The sequence below is a fragment of the Actinoplanes sp. NPDC048988 genome (assembly GCF_043197815.1).
Taxonomy (GTDB): domain Bacteria; phylum Actinomycetota; class Actinomycetes; order Mycobacteriales; family Micromonosporaceae; genus Actinoplanes.
Window position 1 is genome coordinate 320198 of record NZ_JBICTW010000003.1, and the last position, 16975, is coordinate 337172.

Genomic DNA, 16975 nt, shown 5'->3' on the forward strand with positions numbered 1-16975 from the left:
CGTCATTGCAATCGCGGTCCGCTGAGCAGCAGGGGGCCTTGGTCGAGCACGGCGGGGCGCCGGGCCGGTTCGGGTAGCGGCCAGCGGCCGAGCCGGGTGGTGGCGCCCAACCGCCAGTGGCCGTCGCTGTGGAGTTCGGATTCGTCGAGCCGGAAGTCCACGTCCGGCCGGCGGTCGGTCGAGGCGGCGCCGGAGTAGACGAGTCGCACCCGGCAGTGCGCGGGCACGAAGAAGGGCAGCAGCCGGTCGATGATCGGGGCCAGGAGCGACTGGCGCGCGGCGTCGAGGTCGAGGCGGATGGTGACGACGCCGGCCCGCTGGGCCAGCATGAGCGCGGGGTCCGGGCATCCCCGGCCCAGCGGCGTCCGCCCCAGGACCATGGCGCCGGCCCGGGCCGAAGCCGGCCGCTGGGCCAGGGCCCTCGTGTCGCGGCCGAGGCGGGCCGAGGCGCCGAGGAACCAGGCCGACGGCCCACCGGCCGTGTCAGTCACCGTGGCCCGGCCCTCGGTCACCACGTCGAGCATCAGCTCGAGCCCTCGCTGGGTACCGCGGCGGCCGAGGATGTCCCCGGCGTGGGCCAGCAGGTCGCGCCGGCGGTCCGCCGGGAGGTCGTTCAGTGGCGGGAATCCGAGCCAGCTGAGCAGGTATCCGGTCCACTCGTCGGGGGCGGTGCCCGGGTCGAGGCGCTGCGCGAGCCCGGCCAGCGTCTCGTCGAGTCCGTCGAACAGCATTTCGTACGGCGCCAGGATCCGCCTCAGTTCCGGCGCGGACCGCGGATCCTCCCGGTAGAAGGCGGGCAGATGGTCGAGGTAGGACACCGCGGGGTAGCGGACGCGCAGCCGGGACATCTGCGGCGGGGTGCGGCCCGCCGGAGTGTCCAACCGGATCCGCAGCCACAGCGTGGTCTCGGCCACGCCGTCGAGCAGGGCGGCCAGGTGCTCGACGGCGCCGTCCCCGGTGCCGCGGTAGCGGACCGCCTGCTCGGTGCGCCACGGCAGCAACTGGTCCAACTCGTCGGCGAGGCCGGCGGTGGCCGGGCCGTCGATCAGCCGGCCGGCCCGTTCGATGAGCATCGCGTTGCCGGTCGAGGCCCAGGTCACCTCGGCCGCGGTGCCGGACGGCAGGCTCAGGTCGAGTTCCGCGCGGTTCCAGCCCGAGTGCGGGCCTTCGGGCGAGATGAGGGCGGGGGTGATGAAGGTCGACCGGCGGTCGTCGTCCGCGCTGTCCCCGGCCACGATCCGCCCGTTGCCGCGACTGCCGCCGACGAGCGCGCCGGCCAGGGCCGTGGGCCGGCCGAGCGAGCGGGGCACCCGGAGCCGCTGGTGGTCCTCGACGTCGCCGTCGACCACGTCGATCCGCTCGTACAGGGCGGTCTCGTCCTGCTCGGAGAAGCTGAGCAGGACGACGCCGTTGCCCGGCGCCGCCGTGAGCAGGACGGGCCGGTTCCGGTGGGCCGCGTCGAGTCCGATCGTCCCGGCCGCCTGCCCGGTCTCCGCGTCGATGACGACCGCGGTGCCGGCGGTGGCGGGGTCGATCACGACGAGCCGTGTCCCGCCGGCGGTGACCGCCAGCCGACGGGCTTCGAGGCCGGTCACGGCGATCGGCGTACGGCAGGTGAAGCCCCAGCAATCGGCGTGCCGCAGCCGCCACCGGCCGGATCCGTCCGTCTCGGCGAGCCACAGCCCGTCGGCGCCGTCGCCGGCCGCGTCCGAGATCCGCCAACCGGCTCGCGGCGGCACCGGGCTGAGCGGTTGCCGGGTGTACGCGTCGTAGCGGTCGAGAACGCCGGAGGAGGCGAGCACCCAGATGACCGACCGGCCGGCCACCATGAGCCGGGCCGGGCCGGCACCGTGCAGCACGCCCTGTTCCAGGGATCGGCGGATCAGGACCCGTGAGCGGCGTTCCAGCCACAGCGGATCGCCGCGCGGGTCGACGGCCGGGAGCATCGCCGGTCCCGGTTGCCGCTCGACGCGCAGCCGAGCCGGCACGACGAGCCGGTCCCCGGTCAGGGCGAGGCCGTGCCGGACCCCGGCCGCCCACTGGCCGGCCGTTCGGAAGTCGTAGCTCCGTTGCTCGAGAAGGGTCATCGCTCACCTCCGGCCGGCGTGACCCGGATCCGGCCCGCCACGACCATCGCGTCGGGCCGGACCGTCCGCGGCTCGGGCGTCATCCGCACGCCGGGAACGTCGGCCACGCCGGGCGCCGTGGCGGCGATCGTCCGTACGTCGGCCACGGTCAGCCCGCGCCCCAGGGGGGCACGGGCGGGCGACAGCCGATCGCCCAGCGCCCGCTCGGCGGCGGCGACCGCGTCGGCGGCGGTGACGCCGGGCTCGGGCGTGACGGTGAGCCACAGATCGACGGTCACCACGACGGGTCCCCGCACGACCAGCCGCTCCCCGAGGACCCGCCGCGGCTCCAGGCGGGCCGCGACCTCGGCGAGGTAGCGCGCCGCGTGCGGCACGACCACGAGGGTCCGGACGCCGTCGACGCGCCGGCCGGGCAGACGGTGGTCGAAGCCGGCGATCACTTCGGCCCGTTCCACGGCCATGCCGGGCAGGCTCCGCGCCGCCGCCGCCAGTTCGTCATCGGTCAGCACCGCGACGCGGCCGACGGCGGCGTCCCGCGCCATGATCACAGATTCCCGGTCGCCGGCGGCGCCGCGCCCGCCCGCGACCGCCTGCCGGTTCCGGCCGTATTCGCGGCCGTCGGGGCCGAGCGCCGGCACCGACCAGGTGAGGCCGGCGCGCAGATTGCCCTCGGCGCCGGCGGTCCGGGCATATCCGGTGTGCTGGATCGGCGCCCCGGGCCGGGGCCGGCGTCCGTTCACGCCGTTGCCGAACCGGATCCGGCCCGGCTCCACCACGTAGTGCGGATCCCGCGGGCCCGATCGGGAGAAGTCGCCGCGCTCCTGCCAGGGCTCCCCGTCGACCTCGATCGTCAGGGCCGGCTCGGGAAGCAGACCGTCGGTGTCGAGGTCGACCACCTGGTCGGGCTGCCCGGTGCCGGCCGAGGTGAACTGGAGTCCCTGGACGTGCTCACGTTGGACCACGGGCAGCACGTTGACCGAGATGCCGGCGATCCGCGGCAGCAGCGGGAAGTCGAACGAGACCCGCAGCCGGGTCGCCGCGGCCGCCGCCGGCGGGACCGCGAGCACGACGGCCCCGGTCCTGGCCATCCCGGCCGTGCCGTCGTACCGGACCGGGAGGCCGGCCCAGGTGTGCGCGGCGGTCCGGTACGCGTAACGCACCGGCGCCCACGGCTGCTCGGCCGACACCGCGGGGCCCGGCGGCGGCACCACGTCGAACCCGAGCGCGATCTGCGCTCCCCCGGCCGGCGGGCCGAGCGGGCCGTCGAAGTCGAGGTGGCGGACCGCGCCGTCGCCGGTGATCCGGGTCAGCGTCACCGGCGGCAGGTAGAGCGCCTCCGGGCGGTCGAGAGCGAAGCGCAGGTCCCGGTGCGGGCCGCAGGTCATCGCCGAGCCGGGCGGAAGGAAGGTTCCCGTACGGACCGGCCGGGCCGGCCAGATCAGCCCGCGTGCCGGCGCTGGGCCTTCGGGTCGCCGGCCGAGCAGCGCGGCGAAGGCGCGGCGATGCCGGCCACCGACCCGCCCGGTGCGGTAGACCTGCTGGTCGACGATCCAGGCCAGCAGGTCGACGATCGTCATCCCGGGATCGTGCAGGTTGTGGTCGGTCCAATCCGGCGCGTACCGCGGGATGGCGCCGCGGGCGAGTTCGACCAGCTGGCCGAACTCGATGGTGTCGAGCGCGGGGACGACGTCGCTCATGGCGTGACCTCCGAGGGGACGACTGACACACCGATGTCGCCGTCGCCGGCGCTGATCAGCCCGTCCGCCGGCATCCGGCGCGGGACGCCGCCGCCGGCGGCGCTGATCGCCACGCTCTCGACCCGCTCCAGGCCCGGTGCCCGGCTCAGGGCGCGCAGCAGGTCGCTCTCCGTCGGCCATCGGCCGAATCCGGCGTTCGCGATCGGCTCCCGCAGAAGTTCCTTGGCGCGCTGCTCGACCTCGGCCAGCCGGTCGGCGGGGGCGACCAGGTGCGCGTCGACGGTGACGCGGATCCACACCGGCCCCCGCACCTCGATGCCGCGCTCGTCCGGGGCCAGCCCGCCCCAGCCGGCGGCCCGGATCGCGGCCGCGACGGCGTCGCGCTGGGCCAGGGTCGGTGTGCCGTCCCGGACGGCGATGACGATCCGGATCGGCGCGCCCGGGCCGCGGGGGTGGAAGCACCGGGCCCGGACCACCTCGGACGACGAGGTGACCGCCAGGGCCTCGATGTCGGCCACGCTCAGCGCCTGGCCGGCGTGGCGCAGCCGGTCCGGCGCGGAGGCGAACAGCGAATCCGCCGCCGGGGCGCGAAAACCGCCGGCGGCCCCGACCGGCAGGAGGACCGTCTCGACGCCCTCCACCGGCGACGTCAGCCGCAGTTGCGTCCACGCCGGCAGGTTGCCCTGCTCGCCGCCGCCCTGCTGGTAGCTGAAACAGCGAACGTTGTCCCGGCCGGCCGGCGGGATCCGCCCGGCCCGCCCGTCACCGAACCGCAACCGGCCGCTCGCCGGGTCCAGCAGGTACGCCCGGGCCCCGCCGTCGAGCCCGATCAGACTGTCCACCCGGCGCCACAGCACCCAGGATCCGGGCAGCCGCTCGAGGCCGGTGACGACGACCTGCTCGCCCGGCCGCTGCCCGGCGAGCGTGGCGATCTCCTCGTCGCCGAGCTCCTCCCGGATCCGCAGCTCGACGCTCGCGGGCAGCACCGGCGACTCGGCCAGCTGGAGCGTCAGCCCGGGCTCGCCGAGGCTGGAGCCCACCACCTCGTTCAGCACCGTGCGGGCGTGCGTGACGCCGACGGCGTTGACCAGCAGCCGGTGCAGCACGGGCTGCCAGGCGGCGTCCCCCGGCTCGGGCCGCAGCCGCAACCACACCCGCTCGCGGCCGAAGAGGCGGACGAGCACGGGGTCCGCGCCGAGCGACATGGTGATCGTCCCGCGGCGGCGGAGCGCCCGTGTCCGGTCCTCAACGGCCACGCGCCGCCAGCCGTCGGCGGCGCGCTGATCGACGCGCAGTGTTCCGGCGCCGTCCCGGTCGGCGGCGTCGGCCAGGAACGTCACCACGCCACGGCCGATGGGCGCGGTCAACCCGACGTACAGCGCCCGGCCGGCGGCGTCCGGGCCGAGGGCCAGCGCGCCCTCGAAGAGGGTGAACGCGGCGGTGGCGGCGGCCTGGGTCTCGTCGCGCACGTCCAGGTTGTTCTCGACGAGCACCGCCTCCGGCGGGACCCGGTCCTCGAACGTGAACGAGGCCTCGACACTCAGGATCTCGGGCGGGTGCAGGCCGGTCGTGTCGACGCGCACCGTCTGTTCCTCGACCGCACCCACCTGCTCGCGGCTGACGACGTATCTCGGCCGCCCGTAGTCGCCGCCGACGAGCCGGGCCCGGATCCAGTAGTCGTCCTGGCCGCCGATGTCGGTCGTGGCCAAGTCTCCGGGCACGCCGAACGTGATCGTCCCGCTGGTCGACAGGTTGCCGGTGAGATCGATGAAGCGCTTCTCCAGTGCTCGCCAGCCCTGACCGTCGAAGTACTCCCAGGACAGTTCGGGGTTCTGGTAGCCACGGTTGAACCGGCTCTCGGTCCAGACCGGCGGATCGGGCGGCGGCCCGCCGGCCAGGGCGGCCACGCCCCGGTCGGGTGGCGCGGTGACCCACCGGTGGCTCAGCTGGGCCCAGATCGATCCGCCGGCCGGCTGCCGCCGCTCGATCCGCTGGGATTCCGGTCCGGCCGCTGCTCCGAAGAACAAGGTCGTGTCCGGGCCGATCGATGTCGGGGTACGCAGTTCGGCGAGCGTCCGCAGGTGGATGTCGGCCACCTCGACGGTGCCCAGCAGTTCCGCCGGGCGGTAACCGACGGACGGCTCGAGGCCGGGCACGGCGACGCCGAGGGTCACCACCCGAGCGTCGGCGCCGATGATCGGATAGCTGGCGTCACCGATGATCAGGCGCGTCGTGGCCGGGCGGACGACCGTCCGGTCGTTCGCATCCAACCGCAGCACGAACCGGTTGTCCGCGTCCGGGAAGGTAGCGGTGTACGGGCGGGCGTTGGGGTGCGGCAGGCGCAGGAAGTTCAGGGTCGTACCGACATCGAGCGGGTGGTCGATCTGATAGAGGCGCCGATCGCCCTGCTTGATCCGGCGGCTGGCGGCGGGCAGCGGCACCAGCGTGGGCGCGGCCGGCCCGGCGATGACCTCCACATGGTGCGCGACCAGGGGACTCGCCAACTCGACGGCGTCGTGCAGCTCGACCTCGACCAGGGGAAGGTCGAGCGCGGTCCGGAAGAGACGCTCGCCCACCCCGGTGACGGCCAGCTCGGGCGGTTTCCCGGCGGCCGGCCGCAGCAGCTGAGGGCGGGCGTCCGGCGTCTCGCCGGTCAGCGGCACGGCGAGCAGTTCCTCCTCGCCCAGCCAGATCGAGGCCTCGTGCGGTGACACGGCACGGCCGACAGTCACCGGGCGCCCGCCGACGCCGGGCACCGTGGGGTTGGCGTGCAACGGTCCCGGCGCCACCCGGTGACCGGACAATTCGGCGCGGGTCTCGTGGTCCGTGTGCACCAGGCCGCGCAGCCGCCGCTCGCCGGCGTCGGCGTAGCCGACCCAGAGATCGCCGTCGCCGCCGAAGCGGGTGACCGCGGGCCGGACGTCGAGGGCGGCGGGATCGACGTCGTCGAAGCGGTGCCACCGCGGAACCAGTTGCCAGAAGATGCTGAGCATCGCGACGGATCCCAGCCAGATCGCGCCCTTGCCGTCGACCACGACGAGTTCGAAGCGGGCGTCGTCCGGTCGCCGGGGCCACCGGGCGCCCTGCACCGCCACGATCTGCCACTGGTCGCCGAGAATCGGGCCGTCCTCGCCCCGGATCGGCTGCCAGCCGCTCGGGTCCGGGCGCCCCTGGTCGTCGACCTTGAGCGCGTGGAGCACCCCGCCGGCCACGTCGGCCAGGACCGCTGTCACCCCGACGGCGCCCGCCGGCGCGGGCAGCACGGCCGGGCGGGCCGACGGCGCCTTCGGGTTCAGCGCGGGCAGCGTCCGCCACCCACCCGCCTCGAGTTCCGCCGGCGTGGAACCCGTGGCCGGCCGGATCCGGCCGGCCCACAGGCCGCTGTCCTTCTCGCCGGCCACGACCAGGTCGACGCCCTGACCGGGCAGGCCGACGCCGGTCGCCGGCCCGGTCAGCAGCACCCGCCGGCCCTTGTCGTCCACCGCCACCATCTCCTGCCAGCGGAAGCCCCGGGCCTCGTCGAGCGCCAGGATCTCGAGGTAGCCGTTGCGGCCGGTCCCGTACCCGCCGAGAGTCGCGGCGTCGGTGGTGGCGGCGATGTCGAAGGAGGCCAGCGACGCGTCGGAGAGGGAGACCTCGATCGTCACGTCGGCGTCCTTCTTGGAGAGCGCCTCCGGGGCCGCGAGCGCGAAGGTGTCGAAGCGCAACGGCTCGGGACCGAACGGGAAGAACCGTCCGGCGGTGGAGAGCGGGGTGCCGTTGTGCGCGGCGCGGACGATCGTCGGCGGCTGGCCGGGTGGCGCGTCGCCGGGCAGCGAGGCGACACCGAGGCGGACCTGTGACGCCCGGGAGGTGAGTCCGGCCCGGCCCGCGATCGGCGAGCGCAACCGGGCCCGGACCCAGCGGTTCTTCCGGCCGCCGACCTCCACCTCGTCGGCCGCGCCGGCCCAGGACTTGGCCAGGCGGATCTCGTCGCCGTGCACGCCGAGCGGGTCCAGATCGTGCCAGCCCCGCACACCGCCGCGCGTGCCGAACAGCGCATAGTCGATGTCCAGCCGGCTGAGCTGGCGGGCCAGGCCGGCCGGGGCGAGAGACAGCGCGATCTCGGCCCGCTGCTCCAGCTTGAACAGGTCCTTGTGCCCGACCAGGAACGCGTGGTTCTGAAGGTCCCGCAGGCCGAACGCCTCGAACGACCCGATCCGGGTGACCACGGCGTCCGCGGCCACCGCGTCCTCCAGCGGATCGAGCAGCGTGACGAGGCCGTCCGGACCGGCCGCGGCGATCCGGTGGGCCGCCGTCCCGATCCGCAGCAGGTCACCCCCGGCCAGGCCGGCGACCGGGCTGACCTGCAGGGTCCGGCTGCCCGGACCGGCGAAGGTGACCACCCGGTGACCGAGCGGCCCGGTCGGCGGCTCCAGCGATCGGGCCTGGGCCGGCGCCACCTCGATCCGGTCCCGGGACGGATCCACGGCGATCAGGTCGGCGATCCGGCCCGGCACCACGCGCAGAGCGTCGCGGGTCTCGAAGGTGACCTCGCCCGCCACCGCCCGGGTGCGGGCCGGCGCGACCACGGCCGCGGCGGCATCCTCGGCGAGAGTCAGGGTGAGCACGCCTTCGGCGGCCCGGGGCGGGGCCGGCGGCAGGCCCAGGAACTCGAAGAAGGCCATGGCGTCGCGCCGCGCCGTGTGGTCGAGCCGCCGGGTCGTCTCCTCGCCCAGCCGGGCCGCGATCTCCAGCAGGGCCGACCCGACGTCATCGCCGCCGCCGCTGGGCGCCCAGTCCGGGGTCAGCGCCGGTGCCAGCCGGCGCAGGTACGCGCGCAGGGCCGCCGCCCGGCGGGCGTCCGTACCCGGGTGGGCGCCGGCCTGAAGGTTGAAGTTCGCGTTCACCGGCTCGCCGATTCCTGGAAGTAGAAGGGGTACACGTAGTTGCCCGGCTGGTTGGTGGCCCGGATCTCGTAGTCGACGCTGATGTCGAGACGCCCCAGGCTCACCCGGGTGCTGTCGACGCTGACCCGGCGCACCTCGATGCGGGCCTCGTAGGTACGCAAGGCGTCGCGCACCGACGTCTCGATCTCGCCGATGAGCCGGGCCGTGACGACGGCGAACGGCATGTCGTGGATGCCGCAACCGAAGCCGGGCCGCATCACCCGCTCGCCCTTGGCGGTGCCCAGGACGATCCGGATCGACTGCTGGATGTCCTTCTCGTACGACACGAGCGCGATCAGGCCGGTGTCCGGCGCGATGGTCACCGGCGTCGCCCAGCCGGTGCCGAGGAACTCCCGGCCCAGTCCCGCGTCGTCGCGTGCCATCGCGTCAGCCGATCAGCACGGTCGGGTCGCCCAGGGCGATCGCGTTCGGCGGCCCGATCTCGATCACCTGGTCGCCCTGCCGGGCCGCGGGCAGCCCGCCGATCAGCACGGTGGTGCTGCCCCTCGCCACCACCCCGCCGACGTGCGGCTTCGGGCCGTCCGAGAGCGGGCAGGTGTGGGTGTCGGAACCGATCCGCCAGGCCGGCTTCCCGCCGATCAGGACGGTCGGGCAGCCCGGTCCGGGGCTGAGCGGTGTGCCGTGGCTGGTCGTGTCGGCCACCCGCGCGGCTGGCTGTCCCATGTTCGCCGACCCTTCAGTTGATCTGGACTATCGAGCCTTTGAGCGTCAAGGTCCCGGAGGACTTCACGCTCAGGGAGCCGCCCGCCTCGATCGAGACCGTCGGCGCCTTGACCGTGATCTGCTGGGTGGCACTGATCTCGATCGCCCCGCCCGAGCCGGTCAGCTTGACGACGTTCTTGTTCGCGTCGTCGATCGTGATGCCGTCCTTGTCGAGCACCACCCGCTTGCCGTCGGCCAGCCTCACCTCGATCTCCGGCGCCGCGCTGTCGTCGTTGAAGCGGACCGTGTGGCCCGACCGGCTCTTCAGCAACCGCGTGTTGTTGGCCCCGTCGCTGTTGTCGGCCGGCGGCGCCTGCCGGCCGTTCCACAGGACCCCCAGGACGTACAGGTGCCCGGGGTCGCTGCTCTCGGCCGCCACCAGCACCTCGTCGCCGACCTCGGGCAGGAAGTAGAGGCCCCGGCCGCCGCCCGCCATCGGCATGGCGAGGCGAGCCCAGAAGCTGTTGTCGCCGGCTTCGTGCCAGGGCAGCCGCACCCGTACGCGGGCCAGGTTCTGCGGGTCCTTGTTGTCGGTCACCTCGCCGACCGCCAGGCCGGTGAGGACACCACCGGACTCGTCGCCGGTCCGCTGCCAAAGGCTGCTGTCCATCAGAGCGTCGGCTCCTCGATCGTGAACGACGTCCGGTATCCGCCACCGTCGATGCGATGGGTCGCTTCCGAGACGTAGTAGGGCTTGCTGAAGGCCGGACCGAGCCCGGTGATCGTGACGTTGGTGTCCGGCCGAAGCTCGGGCAGCCCGATCGACTCGCCCTCGCCCTCGACGAACTGCCGCGCCCGCTCGTCGAGGATCGCCCGGGCCCGGGCATCGGCCTCGGCCTGGTCACGGACGGCCGCCCGCACGTTGAGCACCTTGTCGGCGGCCAGGGCGGTGAACACCCGGTCGGCGCCGCTGCGGCCCCGGGTGTCCCGCCCCGACTCGTCCCCTCGCCGGGCCCGCCCGGTGATCACCCGGCCGTCGGCGACCGACCAGCCGTGCACCCGGACCTCGGAGATCTGCCGGGCCAGGTTCACCGCGGGCCGGAAGCTCAGCAGCCCCCGGCCCCAGGCCAGTTCGACGCCCTGCGTGGTGTCGTGGCGCCGGGGACCGAAATAGAGGGTCCGGTCCCGCTCGTAGAAGGTGACCGAGGGGTTGCGTTCGGCGAGCTTGTCGATGAAGGCCAGATCGGTCTCGTTGTTCTGATCGACGCGGGCCTTGACCGGACTGGTCACCCGGACATCGGCGTCGACGCCCGGCAACGCGGCCACGATGTCGCGCACGGCCGTACTGTCCGGCTCGTTCTCCCAGTGCTGGGACCGTTTGCCGACGGTGAGCGGGTAAAGGTCGTCGTACCCGCTGATCGACAGTTCCGGCGCGGCGCCGGCGCCGAAGTCGGTGGTGATCTCGGTGATCACCCCGGTCAGCATCGGCGTCAGCTTCGACGGATCGCCGTAGCCGAGCGCGATCTCGACGGTGCTGCCGAACGCGAACAGCTCGAGCAGGTCGACGCGCTCGCGCCGGCGGGTGGCGGCGAACTGGCCGGTGCTCCAGTCGAAGGCGTTGACGACGGTGAAGGCGAAGTGGCCGGCCTTGCGCTCCTTCAGGTCCACGCTGACCGACGAGACCGCCAGGAACAGGTCACGCAGCATGTCCTCGCCGCCCACCTTCACGGTGAAGGTGGGCACGTAGAAGCCGCCGTGCCGCTCCTCAAGGGCGACGAGGTCCATCGCCGGCCTCCCCTCGCTCGCCGGCCGGGATCGGCGGGAGCACCAGCACCCGGCCCGGTTCGATGCGCCGCGGGTCCTCGATGTCGTTGGCCTGGGCGATCAGCCGCCAGTACCGGGGCTCGCCGTACTCCCGGGCGGCCATCAGCCAGACGCTGTCGTGCGATTCCAGGACCCGCCGTTTGGTCTTGTCGGCCGAGTTGCGCCGCGGGTTCTCGAGCTGTTCCGCGATGGTCTGGTACTGCCGGAAGGTGACCGAGAGCGTGGCCCGCACCGGCGTACCGTCGGAGCGGAACATGGTGAACCGCTGCGAAATCTTCTCGACGACCGCGACGAAGTGGAACCAAGCCCAGCGGAACTCCACCCGGCGGGGCGCGTGCAGCGAGCCGTCGATCGCCACCAGGTCGGTGAACGACGAGGTCAGCTCGGCCACGTTCCGGCCGCCACCGTCGGTGTAGGTGTCGAACAGCAGGTCCATGGTCAGCACCTGGGCGTTGCCGTTGACGAACTGGAGGATCGGGCTGGAGAGACCGGGCGGCGCCGTCTCCTGGAAGCTGGCCGAGTATTCGACGTTGTACTCGGCCGGGTTGAACAGCACGTCGATGGCCGTTCCGGCGCCCCGGCCGTCGAGCGGGGTCACGGTCGCCTTCGCCAGTTCCTGTGCCATCGTCCTCACCCCCGCCCGCTGCGTTCCCGCTCGATCCGGATCTGCCTCTCGAAGCGCCGCCACAGGTCACGCCCGAGCCCGTCGAGGTCGAGGGGCGGCGAGGTGGGTGGTGACGCTGTCGTCGTCCGGTGCGGGTTCGCTTGCCGTACGGGGTCACGCCCCGCCGCGGGCTCGGTCGTTCGACGGTGCACGCGATCGACGGGGCGGCGCGCCGGTCCGGGTGCCGCCTCGGCCGGGCGCGGGGTCGCGGCGCCGGCCAGGACGAGCGGGACCGGGGCCCGGACGGCGTCCGGCCGGAGAGCGGCGGAGCCGGTACGGAAGACCGGGGATGCCGGCCGGGGCCGCGGCACACGCGCCGGTACGACGGCGTAGCGCAGGCCGTGATCTCGCCGGGCGCCGGAGACGTAGGGGTGTCCTATCCGATCCGGGCGGCGGCCGGCCGTCTCCGCACGGCGGTTCGCCCGTGGCGGCAGCGGAACCGCACTCCTCCACGGCGTCGCCCGCCGTTCCGGCGCGGGCGCCGTCGCCGCAAAGGCCGGCGCCGCGGTGGGTGGCCCCGTTGGCGCCGGTGGCGGCGCTGATGCCGGCCGCCGCATGAATACGGGTGACGCGGTCGGCAGCGTCGGGGCCGGTAGAGGCGCTGATGCCGGTAGGGGCGCTGACGCCCACAGCGGCGCTGATGCCGATGGGGGTGCTGATGCCCATAGCGGCGCTGACGCCGATTGGGGTGCTGATGCCCATAGCGGCGCTGACGCCGATTGGGGTGCTGATGCCCACAGCGGCGCTGACGCCGATGGGAGTGCTGATGCCCACAGCGGCGCTGACGCCGATTGGGGTGCTGATGCCGATGCGGGCGCTGATGCCAGCCGCAGCAACGCCGATGGTCGCGCGAACGCCGCGGAGCGCACCGACGCGGGTGAGGGAAGCGACGCCGACGAGAGCATCAACACGGGTGAGGGCATCGACGCCGGCGAGGGGACCGAGGACAGGAGGGGCGCCGGTGGCCGCACTGACGCGAGCGGCCGCGCCGATGCCGATAGCCGTGCCGGCACGGGAAAGGCGGTCACGTGTCCCGCCAGGAGGCGCGCCGCGGTTCGGGCGGCCGCGTCCGGCCGCACGAGGGTGTGGTGATGGACAGGCGCGCCACGCGCACGCCGGACCACGGAGGTCAGCCGGACGGCAAGCTCCAGCCGCAGGGCCAGGCGCAACGTCAGCTTCACCGGCGTACCAGTGGCCGAGCGCAACGACGGCCGGCCCACCGGCCCCGGCGGCCGCCGGAACACCAGCGACAGCGGCCGATGGGCCATCGGCGAGCGGCGCGGCGACGCCTCGTCCCGGCGGCCCCCCATGGGCGCCGGGCGCGACGGCAGGCGGCCGAGTCTCATTGCCGGGTTATCCCGTGATGAACGAGCTCGACGGTCTCGGTCGCCACGGCGTCCGCGGTGGCGTCCAGCTCGGCGCCGGTCCACTTGGCCGGGTAGGCGCCGACGCAGATCCAGCGCCACGCCTCCTGCCCGGCGGTGTCGATCAGGAGCACCGACACGACCCGGCGCCGGATGTTCCCGGCGATCACCTGCTGATGCCAGTCCCACAACCGGGTGTCGGTCAGGCCCCGCTTCAGCACCAGCGCCGGGTAGGTCGTCTTCACCACGAGCTGATGCTCGAAGTCGTTGACGCCGCCCTCCCGGAACGGCTCGACCTCGGTCCGCCGTTCGAGGCCCGCCACCGACTGGAACCCGCCGGCCACCGTGCCGTCGAACTCGACGACGAAGCGGAAGACCCGGAACGGATCGGTACGGGTCATCGGTCACCTCCTCAGGCGATCTCGAACGGGTTCCCGGGCGCCCCGTCGAGCTCCCGGTTGATCTGCGAGATCTCCTCGCACCAGCGCCGCCGCTCGCGGTGCTCCAGCGCCATCAGCTCGTCGCGCGACCAGTGGAAGTGGTAGGCGATGAAGGCCATCTCCTGGTAGAGCTGGTCCACCGGATAGGCCCTCATGCCGGTTCCCCCACCAGCGCGTCCTCCTCGGCGTTGAGCCGTTCGTAGAGCTTCTGAAGGTGGTTCAGGTCCCCCGCGAACAGGCCCTCGACCACCTTGGTGTTGACGTCCGGCAGCGAGCCGAGCCGGGTGATGACCCGGGCCAGCACGATGACCGTCAGGTAGGCCGGGTTCTGCTGCACCCGCGGGTCGCGCAGCGGCAGGATCTCGTCGGCGGCGGTGGCCAGCCGCATCACGCCCTCGGTGTGCAGGACGCCGTCCTGGTCGAGGTAGCCCTTCGGCAGCGTGAAATTCACTTCGGTGGCGAACATCTGTGGCTCCTCCTACTGGGTCCGCCGGATGCCCTCGTTGGACAGCTCGAGGGTGTCGATGGCGACCTCGTTGCCGGTGCCGTTCAAGGGGCTCGGGGTGTACTTGGACGGCCAGGCCCGGGTGATCTCCCACGTCGCCCTGTCCTGTCCGGCCTCGTCCTGCACCCGGACGACGACGTTCTTGCGGATCTGTTCGAGGAGCGTGGCGCCCTCGGTGACCTCCCGGTACCACTCGGACAGGGCCATCGACTCCGTGATGCCCCACTTGAGCGTGACGTTGCCGTACTTGGTCAGGCTGCTGAGCTTGCGGACGGTCGGGATCTCGTCGCCCTCCCGGTACTCGATCGGCTCGGTGGTCGATTCGCCGACTGTGGCCTCGGCGAACCCGGCCTGGTCGATGTTGTCGATCTCCAGGCGGAATCGGAAGTTGCGGAGCGGGTCCGGGCGGGTCACGACTTCGCCTCCTGCGTCTTCTGGAAGATCCGGAACACGACGAACTCCGCGGGATGCACCGGAGCCACGCCGATCTCGATGATCAGCCGGCCGCTGCGCCGGTCGTCCTCGGTCATCGTCTCCGGGCCGACGGCCACCGAGAACGCCTCTTCCTCCTTGACGCCGAACAGGGCGCCCTCGCGCCACTGCGTCCGGAGGAACAGGGTGACGGTCTGCTTGACGCGGGCCCACAGCCTCGTGTCGTTGGGTTCGAAGACGACCCACTGGGTGGAGTTGTAGATCGACGCCTCGAGGAAGATGAACAGCCGCCGGACGCTGACGTACTTCCACAGCGGGTCGCTCGACATGGTCCGCGCTCCCCAGACCCGGATGCCGCGGCCGGGGAACCGCCGCAGGGCGTTGACGCCGTTCGGGTTGAGCACGCCCTGAGTCGCCTGGTTGATCTCGTACTCGAGGTCGATGGCGCCGGCGACGACCTCGTTGGCCGGCGCCTTGAAGACGCCGCGGTTGGTGTCGGTCAGCGCGTAGATGCCGCAGACCGCGCCGCCCGGCGGGATCTTCTTGCGGGTGCCGCTGCGCGGGTCGCTGACATAGATCCACGGGTAGTAGAAGGCGCCGTACTTGGTGTCGGTGACGATGTCGCGGGGCGAGATGCCGGCCGCGTTGGCCTGGTTCGGCTCGGAGTCGACGACCGCGAAGCGGTAGCGGTTGCGTTCGCAGTGCCGGACGACGGCCTGAGCGGTCGTGTAGTCGCATCCGGGCGCGTAGACGATCGCCACCGACCGGAACTGGTCGAGATCGAGTGCGGCCAGACCGGTCGGCCGGCGCAGATCGGGGCTTCCCTCATAGCTGGCGGAGGTGACCGCGCCGCCGTCCTCGGTGCCGTCGAGCCGCGCGGCGCCCTCGGCGGGCAGCGGGATGCCCTCGTCGGCGGTCACCTCGACCAGCACCGAGTTGAAGTTGTTGATCCGCTTCCCGAAGTAGGCCGGTGAGGCCGGATCGACGCTCAGGTCGTCGAAGTCCTCCGACCACGTGGGCAGCGGCTGCGCGGTGTCGATGCCGGCCGCGTCGTCCGGCACGTGCGCCGGGTTGGCCCAGTAGTCGAGTCGCAGCCGGAATCCGACCGGCTCGCCGTTCGCGCCGCGCGTGCTGCCCGGGAGGATCCGGGCCCAGACCTGGCGGTACGCGGCGCCGGGGCCGAGCGCGGTGATCGTCAGTCCGGACAGTTCGACGGCCGGTGGCTGCGCGCCCTCGCCGACGATCCGGGTGACGTAGCAGCGGATGCCGCCGTTGTCGAAGAACGTCTTCACGGCGTACGGCATGTAGCGGTCGGCGGCGAAGATGTCGCCGTAGAGCCGCAGGTATTCGCCGTAGCTCGTCACCAGGCGCGGCAGCAGCGGACCACGCTCGGTCTCACCGAGGAAGGCCGCCGTGCTCGTGGCCACCCCCTCGATGGGCTTCGGGCCGCGCTCGATCTCCTCGATGTAGACGCCGGGCGCCAGGTACTCAGGCATGGCTCACCGCTCCTCGTGTCGCGTCACCGGCCGGTGGCAGCGTCTCCAGCTTCTTGCGCAGCGCGGCCTCGCCCTTGGCCCGGTGCTCGTCGCGGTCCTTGACGGCCTGGGCCAGGGCGGCCCGCAGTTCGACGACCTTCGCCTCGTCGCCGGCCAGGGTCTTCTCCGACGTCGCCTGCGCGTCGAGCGCCGTGACCAGCGCGCGCGGCAACTCGCCGGGGTCGATGATCTTCGGTTCGGCCCGCAGGGCCGCGAGGTAGTCCCCGCGATGGGCCAACAGCCAGTACGCGACCGCGTACTTGCCCGCGTCGCGCTCCTTGGTGATCTCGTCGTACCGGGTCTTGAGGACGCCCATCCGGGCGGTGATCGTCGCGGCCAGCTTCTTGTACTCGGTGACGCGCGCGGTCTTGTCCTTGACGTCGGCTTTCGCGTCGTCGCGGGTCTTCTCGGCCTTCCGCAGGGCGGTCTCCGCTTCCTCGGCGCCCGTGTCGAGCTCGGCCTGCTTGGCTTTGAAGGCCTCGGACTCCGTCTTCACCCTGCCGGCCAGCGGGCCGAGCAGCTTCTCCAGGCTCGCCTTCTCGGACTGGTAGAACTCCTCGTAGTCCTCCTCCTCGCGCTCGAGCTTGTCGTGCGCGTCCTCGTACGCCTTCTGGTTCGCGTCCAGGTCGTTCTTCGCCCCTCGCAGGGCGGTCAGCCGGTTCTGTTTGTCGGCGAACTTGCTGTCGGCGAGCTCCTTGGCCGCCCGCGCCTCCGCGGTCTCCCGCGCGTACTTGTCGATCTCTTTGTCGATCGGATCCGGCTCGGGGGGCGGTGCTGCTCCCGCCGGTGATCCGCTGCCGCCGCCGGCGGACACTTCGGAATCGCTCACGGCCGCG

At 73.1% G+C, this 16975-nt stretch carries 15 protein-coding genes; all 15 read right to left on the bottom strand.

Going from position 1 to position 16975, the window contains the following annotated elements:
• Positions 1–2: 2 nt before the first annotated feature.
• Complete coding sequence (locus ACGFJ7_RS12335) at positions 3–2087, bottom strand: hypothetical protein (RefSeq protein WP_392642206.1); 2085 nt, start codon at positions 2085–2087, stop codon at positions 3–5.
• Entirely contained in the window at positions 2084–3784 is a 1701-nt protein-coding gene (locus ACGFJ7_RS12340) for a hypothetical protein (protein ID WP_392642207.1), read from the bottom strand. The genes ACGFJ7_RS12335 and ACGFJ7_RS12340 overlap by 4 nt, the downstream gene beginning before the upstream one ends.
• On the bottom strand, positions 3781–8673 hold the full coding sequence (locus ACGFJ7_RS12345; RefSeq protein WP_392642208.1) for a baseplate J/gp47 family protein: 4893 nt from the start codon (positions 8671–8673) through the stop codon (positions 3781–3783). Before ACGFJ7_RS12345 ends, ACGFJ7_RS12340 begins: the two co-directional genes overlap by 4 nt.
• Positions 8670–9095 (bottom strand): GPW/gp25 family protein, encoded by a 426-nt coding sequence (locus tag ACGFJ7_RS12350; RefSeq protein ID WP_392642209.1) that lies wholly within the window; start codon positions 9093–9095, stop codon positions 8670–8672. Before ACGFJ7_RS12350 ends, ACGFJ7_RS12345 begins: the two co-directional genes overlap by 4 nt.
• Positions 9096–9099: 4 nt before the next feature.
• Complete coding sequence (locus ACGFJ7_RS12355; RefSeq protein ID WP_360248811.1) at positions 9100–9396, bottom strand: PAAR domain-containing protein; 297 nt, start codon at positions 9394–9396, stop codon at positions 9100–9102.
• Between the two features lie 13 nt (positions 9397–9409).
• Positions 9410–10045: a phage baseplate assembly protein V gene (locus tag ACGFJ7_RS12360; protein WP_392642210.1), complete on the bottom strand. Its 636-nt coding sequence runs from the start codon at positions 10043–10045 to the stop codon at positions 9410–9412.
• Positions 10045–11160: a contractile injection system protein, VgrG/Pvc8 family gene (locus ACGFJ7_RS12365; RefSeq protein WP_360248805.1), complete on the bottom strand. Its 1116-nt coding sequence runs from the start codon at positions 11158–11160 to the stop codon at positions 10045–10047. Before ACGFJ7_RS12365 ends, ACGFJ7_RS12360 begins: the two co-directional genes overlap by 1 nt.
• Positions 11141–11824 (bottom strand): hypothetical protein, encoded by a 684-nt coding sequence (locus ACGFJ7_RS12370; RefSeq protein WP_360248802.1) that lies wholly within the window; start codon positions 11822–11824, stop codon positions 11141–11143. The genes ACGFJ7_RS12365 and ACGFJ7_RS12370 overlap by 20 nt, the downstream gene beginning before the upstream one ends.
• 5 nt (positions 11825–11829) lie before the next feature.
• Positions 11830–12015 (bottom strand): hypothetical protein, encoded by a 186-nt coding sequence (locus ACGFJ7_RS12375; RefSeq protein ID WP_392642211.1) that lies wholly within the window; start codon positions 12013–12015, stop codon positions 11830–11832.
• Between the two features lie 1190 nt (positions 12016–13205).
• The gene (locus ACGFJ7_RS12380) at positions 13206–13628 is read right to left on the bottom strand and encodes a phage tail protein (protein WP_360248796.1); all 423 of its coding nucleotides are present in this window, start codon (positions 13626–13628) and stop codon (positions 13206–13208) included.
• An 11-nt stretch (positions 13629–13639) separates the two neighbouring features.
• The gene (locus ACGFJ7_RS12385) at positions 13640–13822 is read right to left on the bottom strand and encodes a DUF6760 family protein (RefSeq protein WP_360248793.1); all 183 of its coding nucleotides are present in this window, start codon (positions 13820–13822) and stop codon (positions 13640–13642) included.
• Positions 13819–14133: a hypothetical protein gene (locus tag ACGFJ7_RS12390; RefSeq protein ID WP_360248790.1), complete on the bottom strand. Its 315-nt coding sequence runs from the start codon at positions 14131–14133 to the stop codon at positions 13819–13821. Before ACGFJ7_RS12390 ends, ACGFJ7_RS12385 begins: the two co-directional genes overlap by 4 nt.
• Positions 14134–14145: 12 nt before the next feature.
• A complete protein-coding gene (locus tag ACGFJ7_RS12395) occupies positions 14146–14586 on the bottom strand; it encodes a phage tail protein (protein WP_360248787.1) in 441 nt (146 codons plus the stop codon).
• On the bottom strand, positions 14583–16100 hold the full coding sequence (locus ACGFJ7_RS12400) for a phage tail sheath family protein (protein ID WP_392642212.1): 1518 nt from the start codon (positions 16098–16100) through the stop codon (positions 14583–14585). The genes ACGFJ7_RS12395 and ACGFJ7_RS12400 overlap by 4 nt, the downstream gene beginning before the upstream one ends.
• Positions 16093–16968, bottom strand: coding sequence for a hypothetical protein (locus ACGFJ7_RS12405; RefSeq protein ID WP_392642213.1), 876 nt, complete (start codon positions 16966–16968; stop codon positions 16093–16095). Before ACGFJ7_RS12405 ends, ACGFJ7_RS12400 begins: the two co-directional genes overlap by 8 nt.
• Positions 16969–16975: the final 7 nt, after the last annotated feature.

Excerpts from the sequence above, each read along its gene's own strand:
- ACGFJ7_RS12335 (WP_392642206.1), bottom strand. The coding sequence starts at position 2,087 with ATGACCCTTCTCGAGCAACGGAGCTACGACTTCCGAACGGCCGGCCAG.
- ACGFJ7_RS12340 (WP_392642207.1), bottom strand. The coding sequence starts at position 3,784 with ATGAGCGACGTCGTCCCCGCGCTCGACACCATCGAGTTCGGCCAGCTG.
- ACGFJ7_RS12350 (WP_392642209.1), bottom strand. The coding sequence starts at position 9,095 with ATGGCACGCGACGACGCGGGACTGGGCCGGGAGTTCCTCGGCACCGGC.
- ACGFJ7_RS12355 (WP_360248811.1), bottom strand. The coding sequence starts at position 9,396 with ATGGGACAGCCAGCCGCGCGGGTGGCCGACACGACCAGCCACGGCACA.
- ACGFJ7_RS12360 (WP_392642210.1), bottom strand. The coding sequence starts at position 10,045 with ATGGACAGCAGCCTTTGGCAGCGGACCGGCGACGAGTCCGGTGGTGTC.
- ACGFJ7_RS12365 (WP_360248805.1), bottom strand. The coding sequence starts at position 11,160 with ATGGACCTCGTCGCCCTTGAGGAGCGGCACGGCGGCTTCTACGTGCCC.
- ACGFJ7_RS12370 (WP_360248802.1), bottom strand. The coding sequence starts at position 11,824 with ATGGCACAGGAACTGGCGAAGGCGACCGTGACCCCGCTCGACGGCCGG.
- ACGFJ7_RS12380 (WP_360248796.1), bottom strand. The coding sequence starts at position 13,628 with ATGACCCGTACCGATCCGTTCCGGGTCTTCCGCTTCGTCGTCGAGTTC.
- ACGFJ7_RS12385 (WP_360248793.1), bottom strand. The coding sequence starts at position 13,822 with ATGAGGGCCTATCCGGTGGACCAGCTCTACCAGGAGATGGCCTTCATC.
- ACGFJ7_RS12390 (WP_360248790.1), bottom strand. The coding sequence starts at position 14,133 with ATGTTCGCCACCGAAGTGAATTTCACGCTGCCGAAGGGCTACCTCGAC.
- ACGFJ7_RS12400 (WP_392642212.1), bottom strand. The coding sequence starts at position 16,100 with ATGCCTGAGTACCTGGCGCCCGGCGTCTACATCGAGGAGATCGAGCGC.